17 protein-coding genes are annotated in these 15,832 nt (G+C 42.0%); 6 read left to right on the top strand and 11 right to left on the bottom strand.

The window, feature by feature from the left end:
* Positions 1 to 15: 15 nt before the first annotated feature.
* Together yqeH and ACQCT5_RS08390 are read right to left on the bottom strand one after the other, a co-directional pair.
* Positions 16 to 1,119 (bottom strand): ribosome biogenesis GTPase YqeH, encoded by a 1,104-nt coding sequence (gene yqeH, locus ACQCT5_RS08395; RefSeq protein ID WP_499640854.1) that lies wholly within the window; start codon positions 1,117 to 1,119, stop codon positions 16 to 18.
* A 5-nt stretch (positions 1,120 to 1,124) separates the two neighbouring features.
* Positions 1,125 to 1,643, bottom strand: a complete 519-nt coding sequence (locus ACQCT5_RS08390) for a YqeG family HAD IIIA-type phosphatase (RefSeq protein WP_417900819.1) — start codon at positions 1,641 to 1,643, stop codon at positions 1,125 to 1,127.
* Positions 1,644 to 2,110: 467 nt separating this feature from the next.
* On the opposite strand from ACQCT5_RS08390, the gene ACQCT5_RS08385 reads away from it, so the two are divergent.
* Positions 2,111 to 2,251 (top strand): sporulation histidine kinase inhibitor Sda, encoded by a 141-nt coding sequence (locus ACQCT5_RS08385; RefSeq protein WP_499640852.1) that lies wholly within the window; start codon positions 2,111 to 2,113, stop codon positions 2,249 to 2,251.
* A 125-nt stretch (positions 2,252 to 2,376) separates the two neighbouring features.
* Here ACQCT5_RS08385 and ACQCT5_RS08380 read toward each other — a convergent pair whose 3' ends face one another.
* On the bottom strand, positions 2,377 to 3,159 hold the full coding sequence (locus ACQCT5_RS08380; protein WP_499640850.1) for a phosphatidylserine decarboxylase: 783 nt from the start codon (positions 3,157 to 3,159) through the stop codon (positions 2,377 to 2,379).
* A 328-nt stretch (positions 3,160 to 3,487) separates the two neighbouring features.
* Between ACQCT5_RS08380 and ACQCT5_RS08375 the strand changes: the two genes are divergently transcribed.
* The 3 genes from ACQCT5_RS08375 (at position 3,488) to ACQCT5_RS08365 (ending at position 5,085) form a co-directional block, all read left to right on the top strand.
* Positions 3,488 to 3,640, top strand: a complete 153-nt coding sequence (locus tag ACQCT5_RS08375; protein WP_499640848.1) for a hypothetical protein — start codon at positions 3,488 to 3,490, stop codon at positions 3,638 to 3,640.
* A gap of 39 nt (positions 3,641 to 3,679) precedes the next feature.
* Positions 3,680 to 4,063 carry a VOC family protein gene (locus tag ACQCT5_RS08370; RefSeq protein ID WP_499640846.1) on the top strand — a complete coding sequence of 128 codons (384 nt, stop codon included), beginning with the start codon at positions 3,680 to 3,682 and terminating at the stop codon, positions 4,061 to 4,063.
* A 77-nt stretch (positions 4,064 to 4,140) separates the two neighbouring features.
* Positions 4,141 to 5,085 (top strand): sigma-70 family RNA polymerase sigma factor, encoded by a 945-nt coding sequence (locus ACQCT5_RS08365; protein ID WP_499640844.1) that lies wholly within the window; start codon positions 4,141 to 4,143, stop codon positions 5,083 to 5,085.
* Positions 5,086 to 5,126: 41 nt separating this feature from the next.
* On the opposite strand, the gene ACQCT5_RS08360 is transcribed toward ACQCT5_RS08365, so the two are convergent.
* The 3 genes from ACQCT5_RS08360 to ACQCT5_RS08350 all read right to left on the bottom strand — a co-directional run bounded on the left by ACQCT5_RS08360 (position 5,127) and on the right by ACQCT5_RS08350 (position 8,652).
* Positions 5,127 to 6,902, bottom strand: coding sequence for a M3 family oligoendopeptidase (locus ACQCT5_RS08360; protein WP_499640842.1), 1,776 nt, complete (start codon positions 6,900 to 6,902; stop codon positions 5,127 to 5,129).
* Positions 6,903 to 7,435: 533 nt separating this feature from the next.
* On the bottom strand, positions 7,436 to 8,149 hold the full coding sequence (sigK, locus tag ACQCT5_RS08355; protein WP_224838429.1) for an RNA polymerase sporulation sigma factor SigK: 714 nt from the start codon (positions 8,147 to 8,149) through the stop codon (positions 7,436 to 7,438).
* A gap of 266 nt (positions 8,150 to 8,415) precedes the next feature.
* The gene (locus ACQCT5_RS08350; protein ID WP_204415978.1) at positions 8,416 to 8,652 is read right to left on the bottom strand and encodes a hypothetical protein; all 237 of its coding nucleotides are present in this window, start codon (positions 8,650 to 8,652) and stop codon (positions 8,416 to 8,418) included.
* Positions 8,653 to 9,004: 352 nt separating this feature from the next.
* Here ACQCT5_RS08350 and ACQCT5_RS08345 point away from each other — a divergent pair, with 352 nt between their 5' ends.
* The gene (locus ACQCT5_RS08345) at positions 9,005 to 9,901 is read left to right on the top strand and encodes a helix-turn-helix domain-containing protein (RefSeq protein ID WP_499640839.1); all 897 of its coding nucleotides are present in this window, start codon (positions 9,005 to 9,007) and stop codon (positions 9,899 to 9,901) included.
* Between the two features lie 38 nt (positions 9,902 to 9,939).
* Here the strand turns inward: ACQCT5_RS08345 and ACQCT5_RS08340 are convergent, their stop codons facing one another.
* From ACQCT5_RS08340 to ACQCT5_RS08325, 4 genes are all read right to left on the bottom strand, one after another.
* The gene (locus tag ACQCT5_RS08340) at positions 9,940 to 11,466 is read right to left on the bottom strand and encodes an ABC transporter permease/substrate-binding protein (RefSeq protein WP_499640836.1); all 1,527 of its coding nucleotides are present in this window, start codon (positions 11,464 to 11,466) and stop codon (positions 9,940 to 9,942) included.
* Positions 11,463 to 12,419, bottom strand: a complete 957-nt coding sequence (locus ACQCT5_RS08335; protein WP_499640834.1) for an ABC transporter ATP-binding protein — start codon at positions 12,417 to 12,419, stop codon at positions 11,463 to 11,465. Before ACQCT5_RS08335 ends, ACQCT5_RS08340 begins: the two co-directional genes overlap by 4 nt.
* Positions 12,420 to 12,779: 360 nt before the next feature.
* Positions 12,780 to 12,920 (bottom strand): YrzI family small protein, encoded by a 141-nt coding sequence (locus ACQCT5_RS08330; RefSeq protein ID WP_386640339.1) that lies wholly within the window; start codon positions 12,918 to 12,920, stop codon positions 12,780 to 12,782.
* Between the two features lie 558 nt (positions 12,921 to 13,478).
* The gene (locus ACQCT5_RS08325) at positions 13,479 to 13,715 is read right to left on the bottom strand and encodes a YrhC family protein (RefSeq protein ID WP_499640832.1); all 237 of its coding nucleotides are present in this window, start codon (positions 13,713 to 13,715) and stop codon (positions 13,479 to 13,481) included.
* A 248-nt stretch (positions 13,716 to 13,963) separates the two neighbouring features.
* On the opposite strand from ACQCT5_RS08325, the gene ACQCT5_RS08320 reads away from it, so the two are divergent.
* A complete protein-coding gene (locus ACQCT5_RS08320) occupies positions 13,964 to 14,176 on the top strand; it encodes a hypothetical protein (protein ID WP_499640830.1) in 213 nt (70 codons plus the stop codon).
* 51 nt (positions 14,177 to 14,227) lie between these two features.
* Here the strand turns inward: ACQCT5_RS08320 and ACQCT5_RS08315 are convergent, their stop codons facing one another.
* The gene (locus ACQCT5_RS08315) at positions 14,228 to 15,766 is read right to left on the bottom strand and encodes a carboxypeptidase M32 (protein ID WP_499640828.1); all 1,539 of its coding nucleotides are present in this window, start codon (positions 15,764 to 15,766) and stop codon (positions 14,228 to 14,230) included.
* Positions 15,767 to 15,832: the final 66 nt, after the last annotated feature.

Raw genomic sequence — 15,832 nt, 5'->3', positions numbered from 1 at the left:
CCCAACCGCTTCGAATTATATTAATGACTTCCTTATCATTACACCAACACCTTTTGGTACATGTGCAACAACCTTGATTCCCGCTTCTTTGATCGTGATCCAGCCAAGACCGGAGAATACGATATCCGTTTTCTCTTCTTTAATGGTGAATTCATGGGGAATGAGTTCCGGGAAGTTTTCAGCATAATCATCCCCAGGGGGCTGCAATAGTTCGCCAAGATGCTCTTTATACATATTGTCTGCATTTGCAAGCTTCGTCCGATGAATGTAGAGAGCGTTGGAAAAATAACAGGTGAAGGAATTACGTCCACCCTTCACATAATCGAATCTGGCCAAACCACCAAAGAATAATGTCTGCTCTTCGTTTAATTGAAAGACCATTGGCTTGATTTCTTTTTTCGGAGAAATGACCTTGAGATCTTTTTTGTCCACATAATGAGCCATCTGGTGACGGTTGATGATGCCTGGCGTGTCATAAAGGGAGGCGCCATTATCCAGCGGAATATCAATCAGATCCAAAGTCGTACCCGGGAACTGGGAGGTCGTAATGACATCCTCCTCTCCGGAGAACTCGCGGATGATACGGTTGATGAACGTGGACTTACCGACGTTCGTACATCCAACTACATAAACATCCTTACCGTTACGGTATTCGTCCATTGCTGCTGCAAGCTCCTTGACTCCAGTCCCTTTATCCGCACTGATCAAAAATACATCTTCAGGCTTCAATCCCAATTCCTTGGCAGCCAGCTTCATCCAGTTGATCACTTTGTTTGGCTTGACCGATTTTGGAAGAAGGTCCACTTTATTTCCGACAAGCAGAATCTTATTGTTTCCTACAAACCGGTGCAATCCAGGCAGCCAGCTTCCATCAAAATCAAATATGTCCACGATTTTCACTACGAGACCTTCCGATTGACCGATGGAATGAAGAATTTTTATAAAATCATCATCTGTCAAGGATACATCCTGAATTTCGTTATAGTTCTTCAATCTGAAGCAACGCTGACAAATGATTGTCTCTTTGTTCAATGAAGATGCTGGAGCATAGCCCAATCCTTCTTTATCCTCGGTTTGGATGTCCACTCCACAACCTACACATACTACTTGTTCTTCCATATTCCTTAATCCTCCCAAGAAATCATGCCTCTTCGCTTCATCCATGATAATATTCTACGCTCGACCTGTCGGTTGAACTTGGTGACAAAACCATCCGATTTGGCTACCGGCACCACAAGGATGGTATGCAGCCCAAGACGGTTCCCCCCTAGTACATCTGTCAGAAGTTGGTCACCAACAACAACCACTTCCTCCGCCCTGATATTCATCTCGCGCAAGGCACGTTTGAAGGCCCTTCTGAATGGTTTTCGCGCTTCATAGATGTAAGGGATCCCTAATGGATCTGAAAATAACTTCACTCGTTTTAGCTTATTATTGGAAACGATGGTGACAAGGATTCCTGCAGCCTGCATTTCCTTGAACCATTCAATCAAAGCCGGCGTCGCTTCTGGTCTGTCCCATTCCACCAAGGTATTATCAAGGTCTGTAATGATACCTTTGATGCCTTTTTCCTTTAATGTTGCTGGCTTAATTTCGAACACACTTTTTACATGTTCAGCCGGCAGAAAATATTTTAGCACGATGCTCACCCTCTATATATTTCTAAATTCGTATACAATTTTCATGAAGCCGCTTTTCCGAAACAAAATTATACTTTACCATCTTACCCAAATTCCTTCAATGTTCCAAGTAAATTGTCGATAATAGTAGTGTTTACTAATGATTCAAGAGTTAAAAATAAACGGAAAATAAAAATTTTTCGACAAATTACAGTTGCATTCAACACTTGTGGATAACCTTATCTACATTATACAACCCAGCAGATAACGTTTAATGGTAATTATAAACAGATTACCCACAAGTTATCCACCTTTTCCTGTGGATAACAGAACGGTTGTTCTAAAAAATATTACGTGGTAGAGTAATGATACAAACTAGTTAAACTAATCAATATATGACCTTACCGGATGATATAGAACAGAATTTCACACATTTGGAGTCGACTATACATAAAGACCACACTAGGAGGTGTAGGGCAGAGGCCAACCTGATGAGAAAACTTTCTGATGAACTTTTACTTGAATCCTATTACAAAGCAAAGGAACTAAAATTGAGCACGGATTTTATCCAACTGATCGAGCTTGAAATTCAACGCCGCTCCTTAAATTATAAAATAAAGGCAACATCCTAAAAGAGCCAGATTATGGCTCTTTTTTCATGCCCAAATACTCCAAATAAAAGAAAAGCTAGAGTTTGTGGACACTAGCTTTTGTCTGTGTTCTTCCCAATCTAACGTGTCGCAAAAGATATCCGCTACTAGCTGAGCCACTTCCCTATTCTTTGACCGACCTTCACTTCCTGTTTTTCCTTAATGGAAGGATCTATCATAAACGAATCCTTTTCAAACAGGAGGATGACAGTAGATCCAAAGGAGAAATAGGCCATTTCCTCACCCTTTGTGAGTTTACTTGATTCATGTGTAAGCTCAATACTGTTCACAAACATGGCGCCAACCTTCACTACCGTAACATGCTTATTGTTATGCTTCATTTCGGTAAGGCGGCGATAATTCTTGGCAAGCGGCTCTTTGCCATATTTCAGCCCAAGCTGGTTAACAGGATAGGATTTCCCGCCCAAAGTCCATTGCTTGGTAACCTCGCCTGTGAGCGGGCTATGAATTTTATGATAATGACTGGGACTTAAATACAGCACCATGTATGTTCCGCCCATATATTTCGGCGCGAGCATCTCATCAGAAAGCATTTCTTCTATTGAATAGTCAATACCCTTTGCTGTCATTTGTAAATCATTTGTAATGGCACCCATCTTCTCCACTACCGCATCAACCGGACTGACAACAGAATCTGCAGCTACATCAATCGGCCGTACACTCGGTTTCAGGCTGCGGATAAAAAATTGCTGCAGCGTTGGAAACGTAGAGATATCATCCTTCATCTCATCCAGATTTATTTTATAGACATTGGCAAAGGACTGGATAAACCGTTTGCTCATTTTAGATGAAGCGAAGCGTTTCACAGCCATGGAAGAGTACTTATGATTCGTCAGCTCTATCGATAGCCTGTACAAGTTTTTTAACAATTTATTTCCCTCCAACAGAATCTTTTTGATGAAGCATATATAAAAACATCAAATGTTTGTCGTCATTACACTGTTTCCTGGCAAATCGCCAGACTCCATGAGTGATATTATAACATTTGGCGCAGGTCCTGCACTATTTATTTATAAAGTTGTGTTAAACACCACTGTTGATTTCCGCACAAGTCTCCGCTTTCCGCGGGCGGGTAGGAAGCCTCCTCGGCATCGCCTGCGGGGTCTCCCTGACTCCGCTTCTCCCGCAGGACAAGGAAGGCTCCGGCAGCGATACATCGCACGAAGAAAATGCTTGCATTTTCGAGGAGTCTCCGACTTGTACTACAATCAACAGCTGGAGACGGTATATCAACAGTGTCTTTATCAAGCCCTAAATGAAATAGTGGTGGATTGTACGTGGTATCGGAAATTATCGTTGGAAATCCACTCCAAATATATGGAGGTATTCTCTCAGTTATCTAGAAAATAAATTAATGGGATAATTCTTATTTGAAAGGCGGAATCGATAATGAAGATGATTGAAAGCCCGATTAAGAACAGGATACATACCATATTTGTTCATGTGGGGGATCTAAGACGCTCTGTTAAATGGTACTGCGACCTTTTGGGTCAGGATTATGATGAAAGCATGGTAGTCGAACCTGTATATAACCTTCCCATGAATGACTATACCGGTCTCACTCTTGACTCCGGACCATCAGATTTAGAAAAAGCTATAGTACCTTCTCCACACCCTCTTTTCAATTTCCATACGGAGGACATCCAAAGATCTTATAGCTTTGTCAGGGAGATGGGCTATGAAATTTGTTCTCCAATTATTGATTTTGACGAGTTCTCTTTCTTTCATATCAAAGATCCTGATGGAAATATAGTTATGGTGTGCACAGGATAAATAAATACAGGTATAGCGTCTAATTTCCCCGCGTCCAATCGTTATATCATTTGAATAGGACAGGAGGAGGAAAAAAGATGACTAAGAAATCTGCTATAGATCAGCAACTGATTCATGATATTCGAAAAGTAAGAGAGGATTTTGACAAGGCGGTTTCGGAGTTTACTAGTGACTTATGGAATTATTGCCGTTATTTGACGGGGTCACCTTGGGATGGGGAAGACCTTTTTCAAGACACGATGCTAAAAGCCATGGGGCTGCTTTCCCATCGTTGGAGTGAAATCACTGACCGAAAAAACTATCTTTTCCGGATTGCCACAAACACGTGGTTTGATCATTGCAGAAGGGAAAAACGGATGGTTGGGTCGTTGGATGAAAAGACCAGTCCGGGAGACGGGATAGAATTGATTGATCATCTAATGTTGGAGGACGCGCTCCATTTGATAGAATCACATTTACCACCTAAGCAAGTGGCAACACTACTGTTGTTTGACGTTTTTCAGTTTACCGCAGAGGAAGTTTCCGGAATGGTCAAGAGCACCACAGGCGGCGTCTTCGCTTCGGTACAGCGCGCAAGGAAGAAGCTGGCAACCATTGATATCGGAAAGAAACTGGAACCCTCTGCAAAACGTGCAAACGATAAAATCATTCAAGCATACTTGGCGGCATTCAACAATGGAGACTTTGAAGAGATGCTCTCCTTGTTCAGTGAGCAGGCAGAGAATGAAGCATATCTTGGATTCCAGGAGTTTTCAAAGGACGAAATGCGAAAAGGCTCGCTTCGATTCGGTTTGCCGGGTTATTCTGCTCGGGAAGTCATTCTTTGGGAAAGACCTGTCATTATTGTTCTAAGCACTGGCAGCCATGGTACAGAACTGCATGACATTCAATTGCAAGAAGTGGAGAATAATACCATCGTCAGCCACCGAAGCTATTTTTTCCGGAAAGAATTTATCCTCGCGGCTGCTAAGGAACTTGGTTTGAAGCCACAGCTGCAAAAGCCTCCAGTTGATTGGAGTTAAAAAAAAGCAGCCGCGCATCATTTTGCGTGGCTGCCTATACTTTATTTATTCGTCAATTCCAGAAACTCCTCTACATCCTCCAGGGATTTTTTCACTGCTTTTTCCCAGAAATCACGTTGAGTCAAGTCCACGCCAAGATGTTTCATGGCAAGATCCTCTACGGTCATGGATGCAGTATCCTTCAATAAGGAGATGTATTTATCTTCATAGTTTGTTCCCTCTTCCAGCGCTTGGCTGTAGATTCCCAATGAGAAAAGGTAGCCGAACGTGTACGGGAAGTTATAGAACGGAACTTGCGTGATAAAGAAATGCATTTTTGAAGCCCAGAACGTAGAATCATATTCATCCAACGCTCCACAATATGCTTCTTTTTGCGCTTCTACCATTAGTTCGTTCAGCTTCTCCACACTGACAAGCCCGTTCTTGCGCTCCTCATAGAATCTTGTTTCGAAAAGGAAGCGTGCATGAATGTTCATATAGAACGCAACACTGCGCTGGATTTTATCTTCCAGTAAAGAGATCTTTTCTTGTTCATCCTTTGCATACTTGACAGCCGCATCAGCCACGATCATTTCAGCGAAAGTGGAGGCAGTTTCCGCCACATTGCTTGCATAAAAGCGGTTCAATGTCGGTACTCCGTGCATGGCATGCTGATGGAAAGCATGGCCAAGTTCATGAGCAAGTGTACTGACATTGGAAAGCGTACCGGAATAGGTCATGAAAATACGGGACTGTGCAGATACCGGGAAGCTTGTGCAGAAACCGCCCGGGCGCTTTCCTGCGCGGTCTTCCGCTTCGATCCAGCGATCTTCAAATGCTTTTTTCGTAAACTCTGTCAGTTCAGGACCAAACTTGGAAAATTGCTCGATGATGAAATCTGCGCCCTCCTGATAGGACAGTTTGGTTTCTTCTGCCGTCAGGGGAGCGGAAACATCATACATGCTCAACTTCTCCAGTCCAAGCAATTCAGCCTTACGGTTCAGATATTTAGTAAGTGTCCCTTTATGGTCTGTAATTACCTGCCACATTGTATCTAACGTTTCCTGCTTCATCCGGTTGTTATCAAGCGGCTCCTTCAGTACGGAATCCCATCCTCTTTGCTCATATACCTGCAGACGGAAGCCAGCCAAATGATTCAATGCTGCTGCAATCGTATCCGCTTGGTTTTCCCAAGCCTCTTTCCACGCTTTTGCCACCTCTTTACGGACTTCACGGCTGCCATCGGAAAATCTGTTGTGCGCCTGACCGACCGAAAGCTCTTTGACCTCTCCATTCTCTTTCACTTTCACTTTGATGGTTCCGACAAGGGAGTTGTACAACTTGCCCCATGCATGGTATCCATCTACAGCAAGTGAGGTAACCAGCTTTTCCTGATCTGCGGACAGTTTATCATTCGCTCTTCGTCTGCGTTCATTCAGCACATATTCCAATACCTTGAATTCTTCCTTTTCCAAAAGAGAATTCCAAGTCTCTTCGTCAATGGTGACCAGCTTATCATCCAAAGCACCAAGAAGAACCTGCAGTTTTGCATGAATTTGGGCAACCTGCCCCTGCAGTTGTGCTGCACCCTTATCCGTCACATCCGCAGCAAGCAGACAGTTGACGAATGCAGAAGACTGGACAACCTTTTTCACGACAGTTTCATAGTCTCCTAGCACCTTTTCAAGTTCTTCCACATCAAATGCAGCGATATGTTTTTCGAACGCTTTTAGGTCCTCTTTGATTTCTGATAGGTATGTATGAAAGCTTTCTGAACCGCTTCCGCCATTGAAGAATACATCAAGGTCCCATGTTTCTTGAAATGTTTTTGTTGTCATAGTAGTTGAATCCCCCTTTTTGTTTCATAGGATTAATTATACCGTAAAAATTATAATATTTCCATAATTCCAAACCATTAGACTTACAAAATATTCGATTGGCGAAATTTTATGTGATAGGGAGGCACGAAAAAGCTTATGCCTAAAAAGCATAAGCTTATCTGACAAGATAATTTCTATAATAGTGGCCCCCACCCAGTAACAGGAGGATAAACAGCACCACTACAATGCCATACAGCCAGCCTCCGAAAAAACCATATGGTCTATATGGGGGATAAGGGCATGGCGGCGGACACGGCGGAGGGCAACATGGTCCATAAGGGTACATACCATAACACCTCCTTCAAGGAATAGGTATCTATACCACTAAGATATGCAAATCCCAAAAAAGAGACAGGGCAAAAGCGGAGAAAAATCCAACTTTCTAAACTTTTGTCACAAAACCATGTCAGGAATATTAAATTTTGATGAGGGGCCAGACCCCGGCAGGAATAACAGAAAACCTTGGACACTAAGATGTCCAAGGTTTTCTGTTATTGTTTTTTCTTTTCTTTTTCGGCCCGGTAGAATTCGTGGAACATTTTCATGAGGGCGCGCTTTTCGATGCGGGATACGTAGCTTCTTGATATGCCGAGCTCTTTGGCGATTTCCCGCTGCGTTTTTTCATCCTTGAGATCCAGTCCAAATCGACCGACAATCACTTCCCGCTCCCGGTCGTCCAGTACATCGATGTATTCCTTGATCTTTTCGAGTTCCATATTCAACTGGATGGTATCAATCACATCCTCGGATTCCGATTTAAGGACATCAATGAGGCTGATCTCATTCCCCTCTTTATCCTGACCGATCGGATCGTGCAGGGAAACATCCTTTTTCGTTTTTTTCAAAGCTCTCAAATGCATCAAAATTTCGTTCTCAATACAACGAGCCGCATAGGTCGCGAGCTTCGTCCCTTTTCCGGAGTGGAAGCTCTCAATGGCTTTAATCAGTCCGATGGTTCCTATGGAGATAAGGTCCTCGGAATCTTCGCCAGTATTTTCGAATTTTTTCACTATATGTGCCACGAGACGCAAATTATGTTCAATCAACATGTTTCTTGCATGTTCATTGCCCTCTGCCATGAGCTTTAAGTATTTTGCTTCGTCCGCTGATGATAATGGTTGTGGAAATGCATTGTTTTTGACATAGGAAACTAGAAAGATAAGTTCTTTGATTAAGTACCCTACCGATGCTAATATACTTGACACACTTTCACCTCCATAAGAATCGTTAGGCAAGAGCCTAGTAGTAATTCTTATGTCAGAAGTGGTCTAACTGTGCAAGTACACCTGAAAATAAATAAATGAAACTCTCTTGTCCAGACAAATCCTTTTGTTGAATAAAGAGAAATTAATTTTATTCTACCAATTCCTTCGAATAATGGTACAATTTGAATAAGAACGGATGTTCATTAAATAAAGGCTAATCTCCTTTATAACAATAAAAAAAATCTTCCTATTATAATAGGAAGACGTTAGTACTGAATATAAGGTAGCTTTTTAAGCTTGGAAGGAATCGTTCCTCTGCCGACTTTTATGACGCTGTACTCTTGAAACAGGGTTTCAAACCACTTAGAAACTTCAGCATATGTTTTATTTTTGTAATCCACAAGCTGGGCAACCCGGTACCGATTACGTTCCTTTTGCTCACGATCCACAACGATAAACCAGAAGCATGTCAGCTCAAAAGTGCTAGTACTTGTCATTGACATAGTAAGAACTCTCCTTTAGCTAGAAATTAATGTCTTGTTGGTAGTTCAGTTGGTGTATAATTATCAGTTGCACTTACTGAAGAACCGAATACGTTAGCACCGAAAAGAGTGATGGAAACAACTAGGACCGTAACAAAGAATTTTTTCATTTAAATTCTACCTCCAAAGTTTTTTTGTTTGAAATTTTTCTAACATTTAATAAACTATCTATAATAGGAATAATACACTATATTTAATAGTTGCATATTTTTGATTATAGGCGATTAGAGCCACATAGCATACAGTTTTCTAAGAAATACTCCATTTCTCGTGAAAATTATAATTATAGGAATATTTTAAAGGGGGGACAAACATGGATTTCTCTTTAATCGGGAAGGAAATAAAGGTTTTGAGGTCTGCATTGAACTTGTCACAGGCAGAACTTAGTGAAGGTATATGTACCCAGTCGCAAATCAGCAAGATAGAGAAAGGCGAGGTTTTCCCTCTAGCAAATACACTATACTACATCTCTGAAAGACTTGGAGTAGATATCAACTACTTTTACGACCTGGCAGCCAATCCAAGGCTATCCTATGTGAAAGAGGTTTTTACAGAAGTCCGCGAACTGCTGAACAAGTGCAAATATGAAGAAGTTTATAAAATTGTCGAGGCAGAAAAAAAGAATAATCTTTTTATTAATAATAGAAAATACGCCCAATTCCTGATCTGGAATGAAGGAATCTGCATCTATCATCTTCACCAGAATAAAAATGGCGCGCTCCGTCTCCTTCATGAAGCTTTGGATATGACGAAAATGACCTCCAAGCTCTTAGGGGAAAGAGAAATTGAAATTATTAATAGTGTAGCCATTATATATTTTGAAGTCGGAGAATACAATAATTCTTTGGAAACATTTAATAATGGACTTAACCATTATAAAAAGATTCCTTATATCCATGATTGTACCATAAAAACGAAGCTTCTTTATAATAAGGCAAAAGCACTAACCCGACTCAATAGAATAGTTGAATCGAATGATACTTGCATGGAAGCCATCAAATGGTGCGTGAAGCACGATAGCATGTATCTACTGGGAGATATTTATTACCATATCGGCTATAACTTTAGTCTGATTGACGAAAATAAAAATGCAATCGATAATCTGGAGCGATCAATTGAAATTTTCAATCTACAGGATAACAAGATCTTTGTAGCCCATATAAAAAACAAAATCAAAGAACTGAGAACAAAAGACATAATAAAAAACTAGGCAGAGTACCTAACTCTCTGCCTAGTTTTCATTTACAATCATTCTTTTCCCAATAACCCCTTGCTCATCAAAAATTCCTTTGCCACCTCATAGCTTGTCTTCCCTTCAACGCTGACCTGATAATTCATGTTACGCATCTCTTCATCATTAATCTGGTTGGCAAGCTTGTTTAAAATCCCTTCCAGTTCAGGGTGTTCATCCAAGGTTTCCTTCCTTAGTAGAGCTGCCCCCTGGTATGGCGGAAACAAGTTTTTATCATCCTCGAGAACACGTAGATTGTATTGTTTAATTTCGGCGTCCGTCGAGTAGGCATCTACCAGATTGACATCCCCGGTTTCAATGGCTCGATAGCGTAGTTTAGGCTCCATTGTTGTCAGGTTTGGTAGAGTCAGGTCATAGACATCCTGTATCCCCACATAGCCGTCTTCCCGATCGGTGAATTCTAGGGTGAATCCAGCTTTTATCTCATTTTTTGCTCCATTCAGATCAGAGATTGCCGTTATTTCATTTTCTGCTGCAAAATCCTCTGGAATGGCAAGTGCATACGTATTATTAAAGCCCATCGGCTCGAGATAGACTAGGTTATCCTGCTCAAGCAGCCCTTCCTTCGCCTGCTCAAACACCTCCCTCTGATCAAGGCTGACCGGTTCCTCTTCAAGGAGTGTTACGATTACAGTACCGGAATACTCCGGATAGATATCGATCTCCTCATTTTTCAATGCTCGATAGACAAAAGTTGTTTTCCCCAGAGAAGGACGAAGCTCCACTGTTAAATCCGTCTCCTCTTCAATCAGAAGCTTGTACATATTGATGATAATATCAGGTTCTGCACCAATTTTTCCGCTTAACACCAGATCTGCCTCTGTTGCACGCATCACGGCAAATGGGGAAAGAAAAAGGAGAATGACGATTAAACCGATAATCAGTGCCTTTTTTCCGGCTCCTTTACGTGCTGCGGTCTCGATCGCCCTCAATACAAGATCAAATAGAATAGCAAGCAGCGCAGCAGGTATTGCACCTAAAAGTATCAGGGCATTGTCGTTACGGTCGATACCCAGAAGGATCAGACTACCCAGTCCACCTGCCCCGATCAGCGCCACTATTGTTGCCGTTCCTATAATAAGTACCATGGCTGTTCTGATCCCCGCCATGATCACCGGAAGCGCCAGTGGCAATTCCACTTTAAAAAGCCTCTTTAACGAAGTCATCCCCATGGCTCTTGCCGCTTCATTCAGTGAGGGATCGACTTCTTTTATTCCCGTATAGGTATTCCGTAAAATTGGAAGGAGTGCATATAAAAATAATGCAATAACCGCCGGGACAAACCCGATTCCCACCAAGGGGATCAAAAGTCCCAACAAGGCCAGTGACGGTATGGTCTGTAGTACTGCCGTTACACCTATAATAGACTCGGCTATCCTTTCTTTTCTCGTGAGATAGATACCAAGAGGAACGGAGATGACAACCGCAATGGCAAGTGCGATGACGGATATTTGAATATGTTCAAGCAAAGCCGTCCAAAGCTGATCTCCCCTTGCTTCATACAAATCCTGAAGGAACGTCATGCTACAGTCCCTCCTTCCAGATTACGTTTATAGATGAACTGGAGTACATTTTGCCTCGTCAGTATACCAATCGTCCCGCTTGCCCCTGTCACCGTGACTGCTTCATGAACTTGCAGCAATTCAAGTGCGTCCGCAAGGGTGGCTTGCCCATCGATGGCAACGGCGGATTCGATGCCTTCCACCCATGTTATTTCTTGGACTACATCCTCCAGCATAAGATGAAAAACATTTTGCTTCCTTCCGATGAATGATTTTACAAAATCGTTCTTCGGATGCTTTAAAAATTCTTCAGGTGTCCCCACCTGCACCATCTCGCCGTCCTTCATTAGACAGATACGATCTCCCAGGGTCAGGGCCTCATTCATATCGTGCGTGACAAAAACAATCGTTTTCTGTATCTTTTCCTTCAGCTTGAGAACATCCTGCTGCAGCTGCTCTCTGCTCAACGGATCGAGCGCACTGAAAGGTTCATCCATCAAAATGATCGGCGGGTCTGCCGCAAGCGCTCTTGCAACCCCTACACGCTGCTGTTGCCCACCTGAAAGTTCAGAAGGCTTTCTTTTTTTATAGACGGTTGGATCCAGCCCGACAAGCTCTAGCAGTTCATCCACACGCTTATTGATGTCTTCCTTCTTCCAGGCTTTCAGCTCGGGTACGATGGCAATATTTTCTTCAATCGTCATATGAGGAAATAGTGCAATCTGCTGCAGCACATAACCGATGTTCCAGCGCAGTTCATGAATATTATGTTCGTTGATGCTTTTTCCGTCTATAAGTATGTCGCCATCTGATACGTTATGCAGGCGGTTGATCATCTTCAGCGTCGTGGTTTTTCCACATCCGCTTGGACCAATCAACACAAAAAATTCTCCTTTATGTATATCCAATGAAAAATCCTGGACTGCTGTAGTCCCATCCTCATAGGTTTTCGTTACTTCCCTAAAGGTTATCAATCTTCGCACTCCCTGTTCCTATTGGTCTTTTCCTTACCCTACTTCTAGTCTCTCTCAAAAGTACAAACTATACATACCCTTCTTGCAATAGTTTAAACACAATTTTGCAATTCATAGGAAAGGAATGCAAAAAAAGAGACTGGCACACCCTTTTTAGGGGGAGGCACCAGTCTCTTTATATTTTTCCCTTCCGTTTCATTCTCGTGACAAAGCGGAAGGGCAATAACGTCAGTTTTAAAAACATACTCAGACTCCTCTCACTATTAACTAGGTGAAGTCTTCCTCCACGCTTTTCCATGTTAGACCTGATTGCATTTGTTTCATCTTCAACCTCTCCTTTCTAAATTTTTATAAGTAGTATTAGTAAAATCGCACATCGCTGTACATACGGTCCTTCAGGCTGTTAAGCGTTTCAACAACTCTTTCTTCATGTAATCGTTCTTCGATGGACTGTTCTCTTTTCTTCACTGTAATTGTTACAAATAGTAAATGTAGGGTCATGGTGTATCACCTCCTTTTTATTTTTGGCTCCGTTAATACCGCTGTTGATTTCCGCACTAGACTTCGCTTTCCGCGGGGCTTGCGAGAGCCTCCTCGGCGTTGCCTGCGGGGTCTCCTCTAACCGCTATCTCCCGCAGGAGTCTTCGTCTATTGCTCCAATCAACAGCTAGCGAACCATAAGAATTAACACATTCCTTCACATAGCCTTCTTTTAAGCACACAAAAAACCACAGGGGGATTCCTGCGGGCATTTTTAGGCATATGAAGACATAAAAAGCCGCAGGGAATCTATTCTCCTGCGGCTGGATCAGTTAACGGAATGTTAAAATTTAAGCGTGCGAATGCTTTGCTCCAGATAGGTCGAATAGACATAACGTATTCAATTGTGATTTGTTGTTCCACTTTTTCATCATCATTGTGTTCGACCTCCTTTGCATAATTTTACTTACAGAGGTAAGTATATCCAATTACCTTGCATTTGTAAACACCATTTTTATAAAAATTTGAAAATAAATAATAAACGCAAAAAAAACCTCCCGAAAAGGGAGGTTCGCCTGCTTATTCATCTTGTTCCTGTTCCTGCAGAAGTTTTTTCAATTTTCTCGTTTTCAGCACAAAAAATACAGATCCACCGAGAAACAATACTGTCGCTCCCATCATGCTGTAGATCTGAAGGGCTTCTTTACCGGCATGCTGAAAAGCTACACCTATATATAAAAACACACTTACTGTCGTTAAGATCATTGCATATCTTGTGTAATCCTTGATTTTCAATTGAAGCTCTTTATTATTCATATGTCATCACCTCATACGTACTACTTTAACATAGATTAGTAGGATCACGCCCTTGTAAATTTCTCCAAATTCAAGCAACCCCGGCCGTTCTCCCTAGTCTTTACTACCTTTATTTATGAAAGAAATACCCTATCTATTCTTTAAATCTAGTGATTTTTCCTCATTCTTCTTTTTTTCCTTCTCAGAATGTAGAAAAAGGTCGATTTTCTGTATAATAGGCAATAAGTTTCCAAAAGGAGGTCGGCCATATGAAACGTCTACTACTATGCAGTTGCACCTTCATCCTGCTTTCCGCCTGCTCTACTGAAAGTAATACCACCGAAGAAGTCATTGTGGTAAACCAGCCTAATCCGAGCAACCAACAGAAGAACCAATCCACTAATGAAAGCTCTCTCTACATCAAGGATCACAAAGAGAATGACGATAAAAAAGAAGAAAAGAATGATGATGAGTCTAAATAAGATGAGGAATAAAAAAGAGGAGCCGGCTCTAAGCAGCAGGCTCCTTTCCTATTATGACAACTGATAGATCTCGGAATACTTTTCTTCCAAGTATTGAATGAGGTATTTTGCATCCAGCTCTTCTCCCGTAACTTTGACAATCAGCTCGTTCGGAGAGTAGAGTTTACCGTGTTGATGGATGTTCTCCTTTAACCATTCACGAATGGCCATGAATTCCCCTTGCTCGATCTTGTCATAGAAATCTGGCATTTCCTTCAGGAACGTATAAAGGATTTGTGCTGCGTACAGGTTACCTAATGAGTAGGACGGGAAGTATCCGAAGCCACCAAAGGACCAGTGGATATCCTGCAGCACACCAAGCGTATCAGTAGGTGGTGTAATCCCAAGGTAATCTTCAATCTTCTGATTCCACACTTTCGGCAGGTCCTTGACTTCGATCTCTCCGCCAAACAGCGCTTTTTCAATTTCGTATCTGATCATGATATGCAGATTATAGGTTAATTCATCCGCTTCCACCCGGATTAATGATGCATCCACACGGTTGGTTGCACGGTAGAAGTCTTCAAGTGAAACATCGTTCAGCTGATTCGGGAAATGATTTTGCAGATCTTTATAGAAATAGGTCCAGAACTCTTTCGAGCGTCCTACCATGTTCTCAAGAAAGCGTGATTGGGACTCATGAATACCGAATGAAGTTCCACGTCGAATCACCGTACCCTCGTATTCCGCGTTAACACCTTGCTCATACATGCCATGTCCTGCCTCATGGATCGTACCAAAAATGGCAGAACGTACATTATTCTTCTGATAGCGAGTTGTAATACGAACATCCCCTGTATTCACACTCTGTGCAAAAGGATGGACCGTCTCGTCAAGGCGCCCGCCGTCCATGTCAAAGCCGATCAGCGGCAATAGATAGGCATTGAACTTCTTCTGAGCTTCCACATCATAATCAGCCGCAAAGATATCCTCACGTGGCTGCGCTTCTGAAGCTTTAATCCTATTCAAAAGCTCAACACTCTTCTCACGAAGCTCCTTGAATAATGGATCCAGCTTTTCCACTGTCAAGCCTGGCTCATATTCATTTAATAGTGCGTTGTATGGATGACCTTCGTAGCCATAGTACTCTGCAAACTTCTTCTTGAATGCAAGCACCTTTTCCAGCACTGGTGCAAAGGAAGCGAAATCATTATTCTCTCGTGCTTCTTCCCACACCTGGTTTGCATTGTTCACCAGGATTACATATTCCTGGTACTCATCAGCTGGAATGGTTTTGGACTTTTCATAGTTTTTCTTACGCTCTTTTACACAAGCTTGTGTCACTTCATCCAATTGAGCCCAAACATCCTCAGCTGTCAGGAATTCCAATACTTCGCCCATTTCCTCAGAGATGGAAAGCTTGAAGGATTCAGTAGAAAGTGTTCCAATTGCTTTTGCAAAAAGGGCACGTCCCTTTTTTGGTGCTTTCGTTTTTGAATCCCAGCCTAGAAGACCGAGTACATCGCTATAATGACAAAGCTTTTCATCGAGCTTTTTGAACTGCTCCACCTTCAGTTGAACCTTTTCCTCTAAAACAGGTACAGTTGACATATTACTCCCCCTAATTGATTATTAAGAAAATTATGTACATTCTCACTTATTATAACAGATTTGTTT

It is taken from the genome of Sutcliffiella halmapala, from assembly GCF_050107295.1.
Lineage (GTDB): Bacteria > Bacillota > Bacilli > Bacillales > Bacillaceae_I > Sutcliffiella_A > Sutcliffiella_A halmapala_A.
This window is presented reverse-complemented; position numbering and strand designations above follow the sequence as displayed.

Excerpts from the sequence above, each read along its gene's own strand:
- ACQCT5_RS08385 (WP_499640852.1), top strand. The coding sequence starts at position 2,111 with ATGAGAAAACTTTCTGATGAACTTTTACTTGAATCCTATTACAAAGCA.
- ACQCT5_RS08365 (WP_499640844.1), top strand. The coding sequence starts at position 4,141 with ATGACTAAGAAATCTGCTATAGATCAGCAACTGATTCATGATATTCGA.
- ACQCT5_RS08350 (WP_204415978.1), bottom strand. The coding sequence starts at position 8,652 with ATGTCAATGACAAGTACTAGCACTTTTGAGCTGACATGCTTCTGGTTT.
- ACQCT5_RS08315 (WP_499640828.1), bottom strand. The coding sequence starts at position 15,766 with ATGTCAACTGTACCTGTTTTAGAGGAAAAGGTTCAACTGAAGGTGGAG.
- ACQCT5_RS08345 (WP_499640839.1), top strand. The coding sequence starts at position 9,005 with ATGGATTTCTCTTTAATCGGGAAGGAAATAAAGGTTTTGAGGTCTGCA.
- ACQCT5_RS08330 (WP_386640339.1), bottom strand. The coding sequence starts at position 12,920 with ATGACCCTACATTTACTATTTGTAACAATTACAGTGAAGAAAAGAGAA.
- yqeH (WP_499640854.1), bottom strand. The coding sequence starts at position 1,119 with ATGGAAGAACAAGTAGTATGTGTAGGTTGTGGAGTGGACATCCAAACC.
- ACQCT5_RS08370 (WP_499640846.1), top strand. The coding sequence starts at position 3,680 with ATGAAGATGATTGAAAGCCCGATTAAGAACAGGATACATACCATATTT.
- ACQCT5_RS08360 (WP_499640842.1), bottom strand. The coding sequence starts at position 6,902 with ATGACAACAAAAACATTTCAAGAAACATGGGACCTTGATGTATTCTTC.
- ACQCT5_RS08325 (WP_499640832.1), bottom strand. The coding sequence starts at position 13,715 with ATGAATAATAAAGAGCTTCAATTGAAAATCAAGGATTACACAAGATAT.
- ACQCT5_RS08320 (WP_499640830.1), top strand. The coding sequence starts at position 13,964 with ATGAAACGTCTACTACTATGCAGTTGCACCTTCATCCTGCTTTCCGCC.
- ACQCT5_RS08340 (WP_499640836.1), bottom strand. The coding sequence starts at position 11,466 with ATGACGTTCCTTCAGGATTTGTATGAAGCAAGGGGAGATCAGCTTTGG.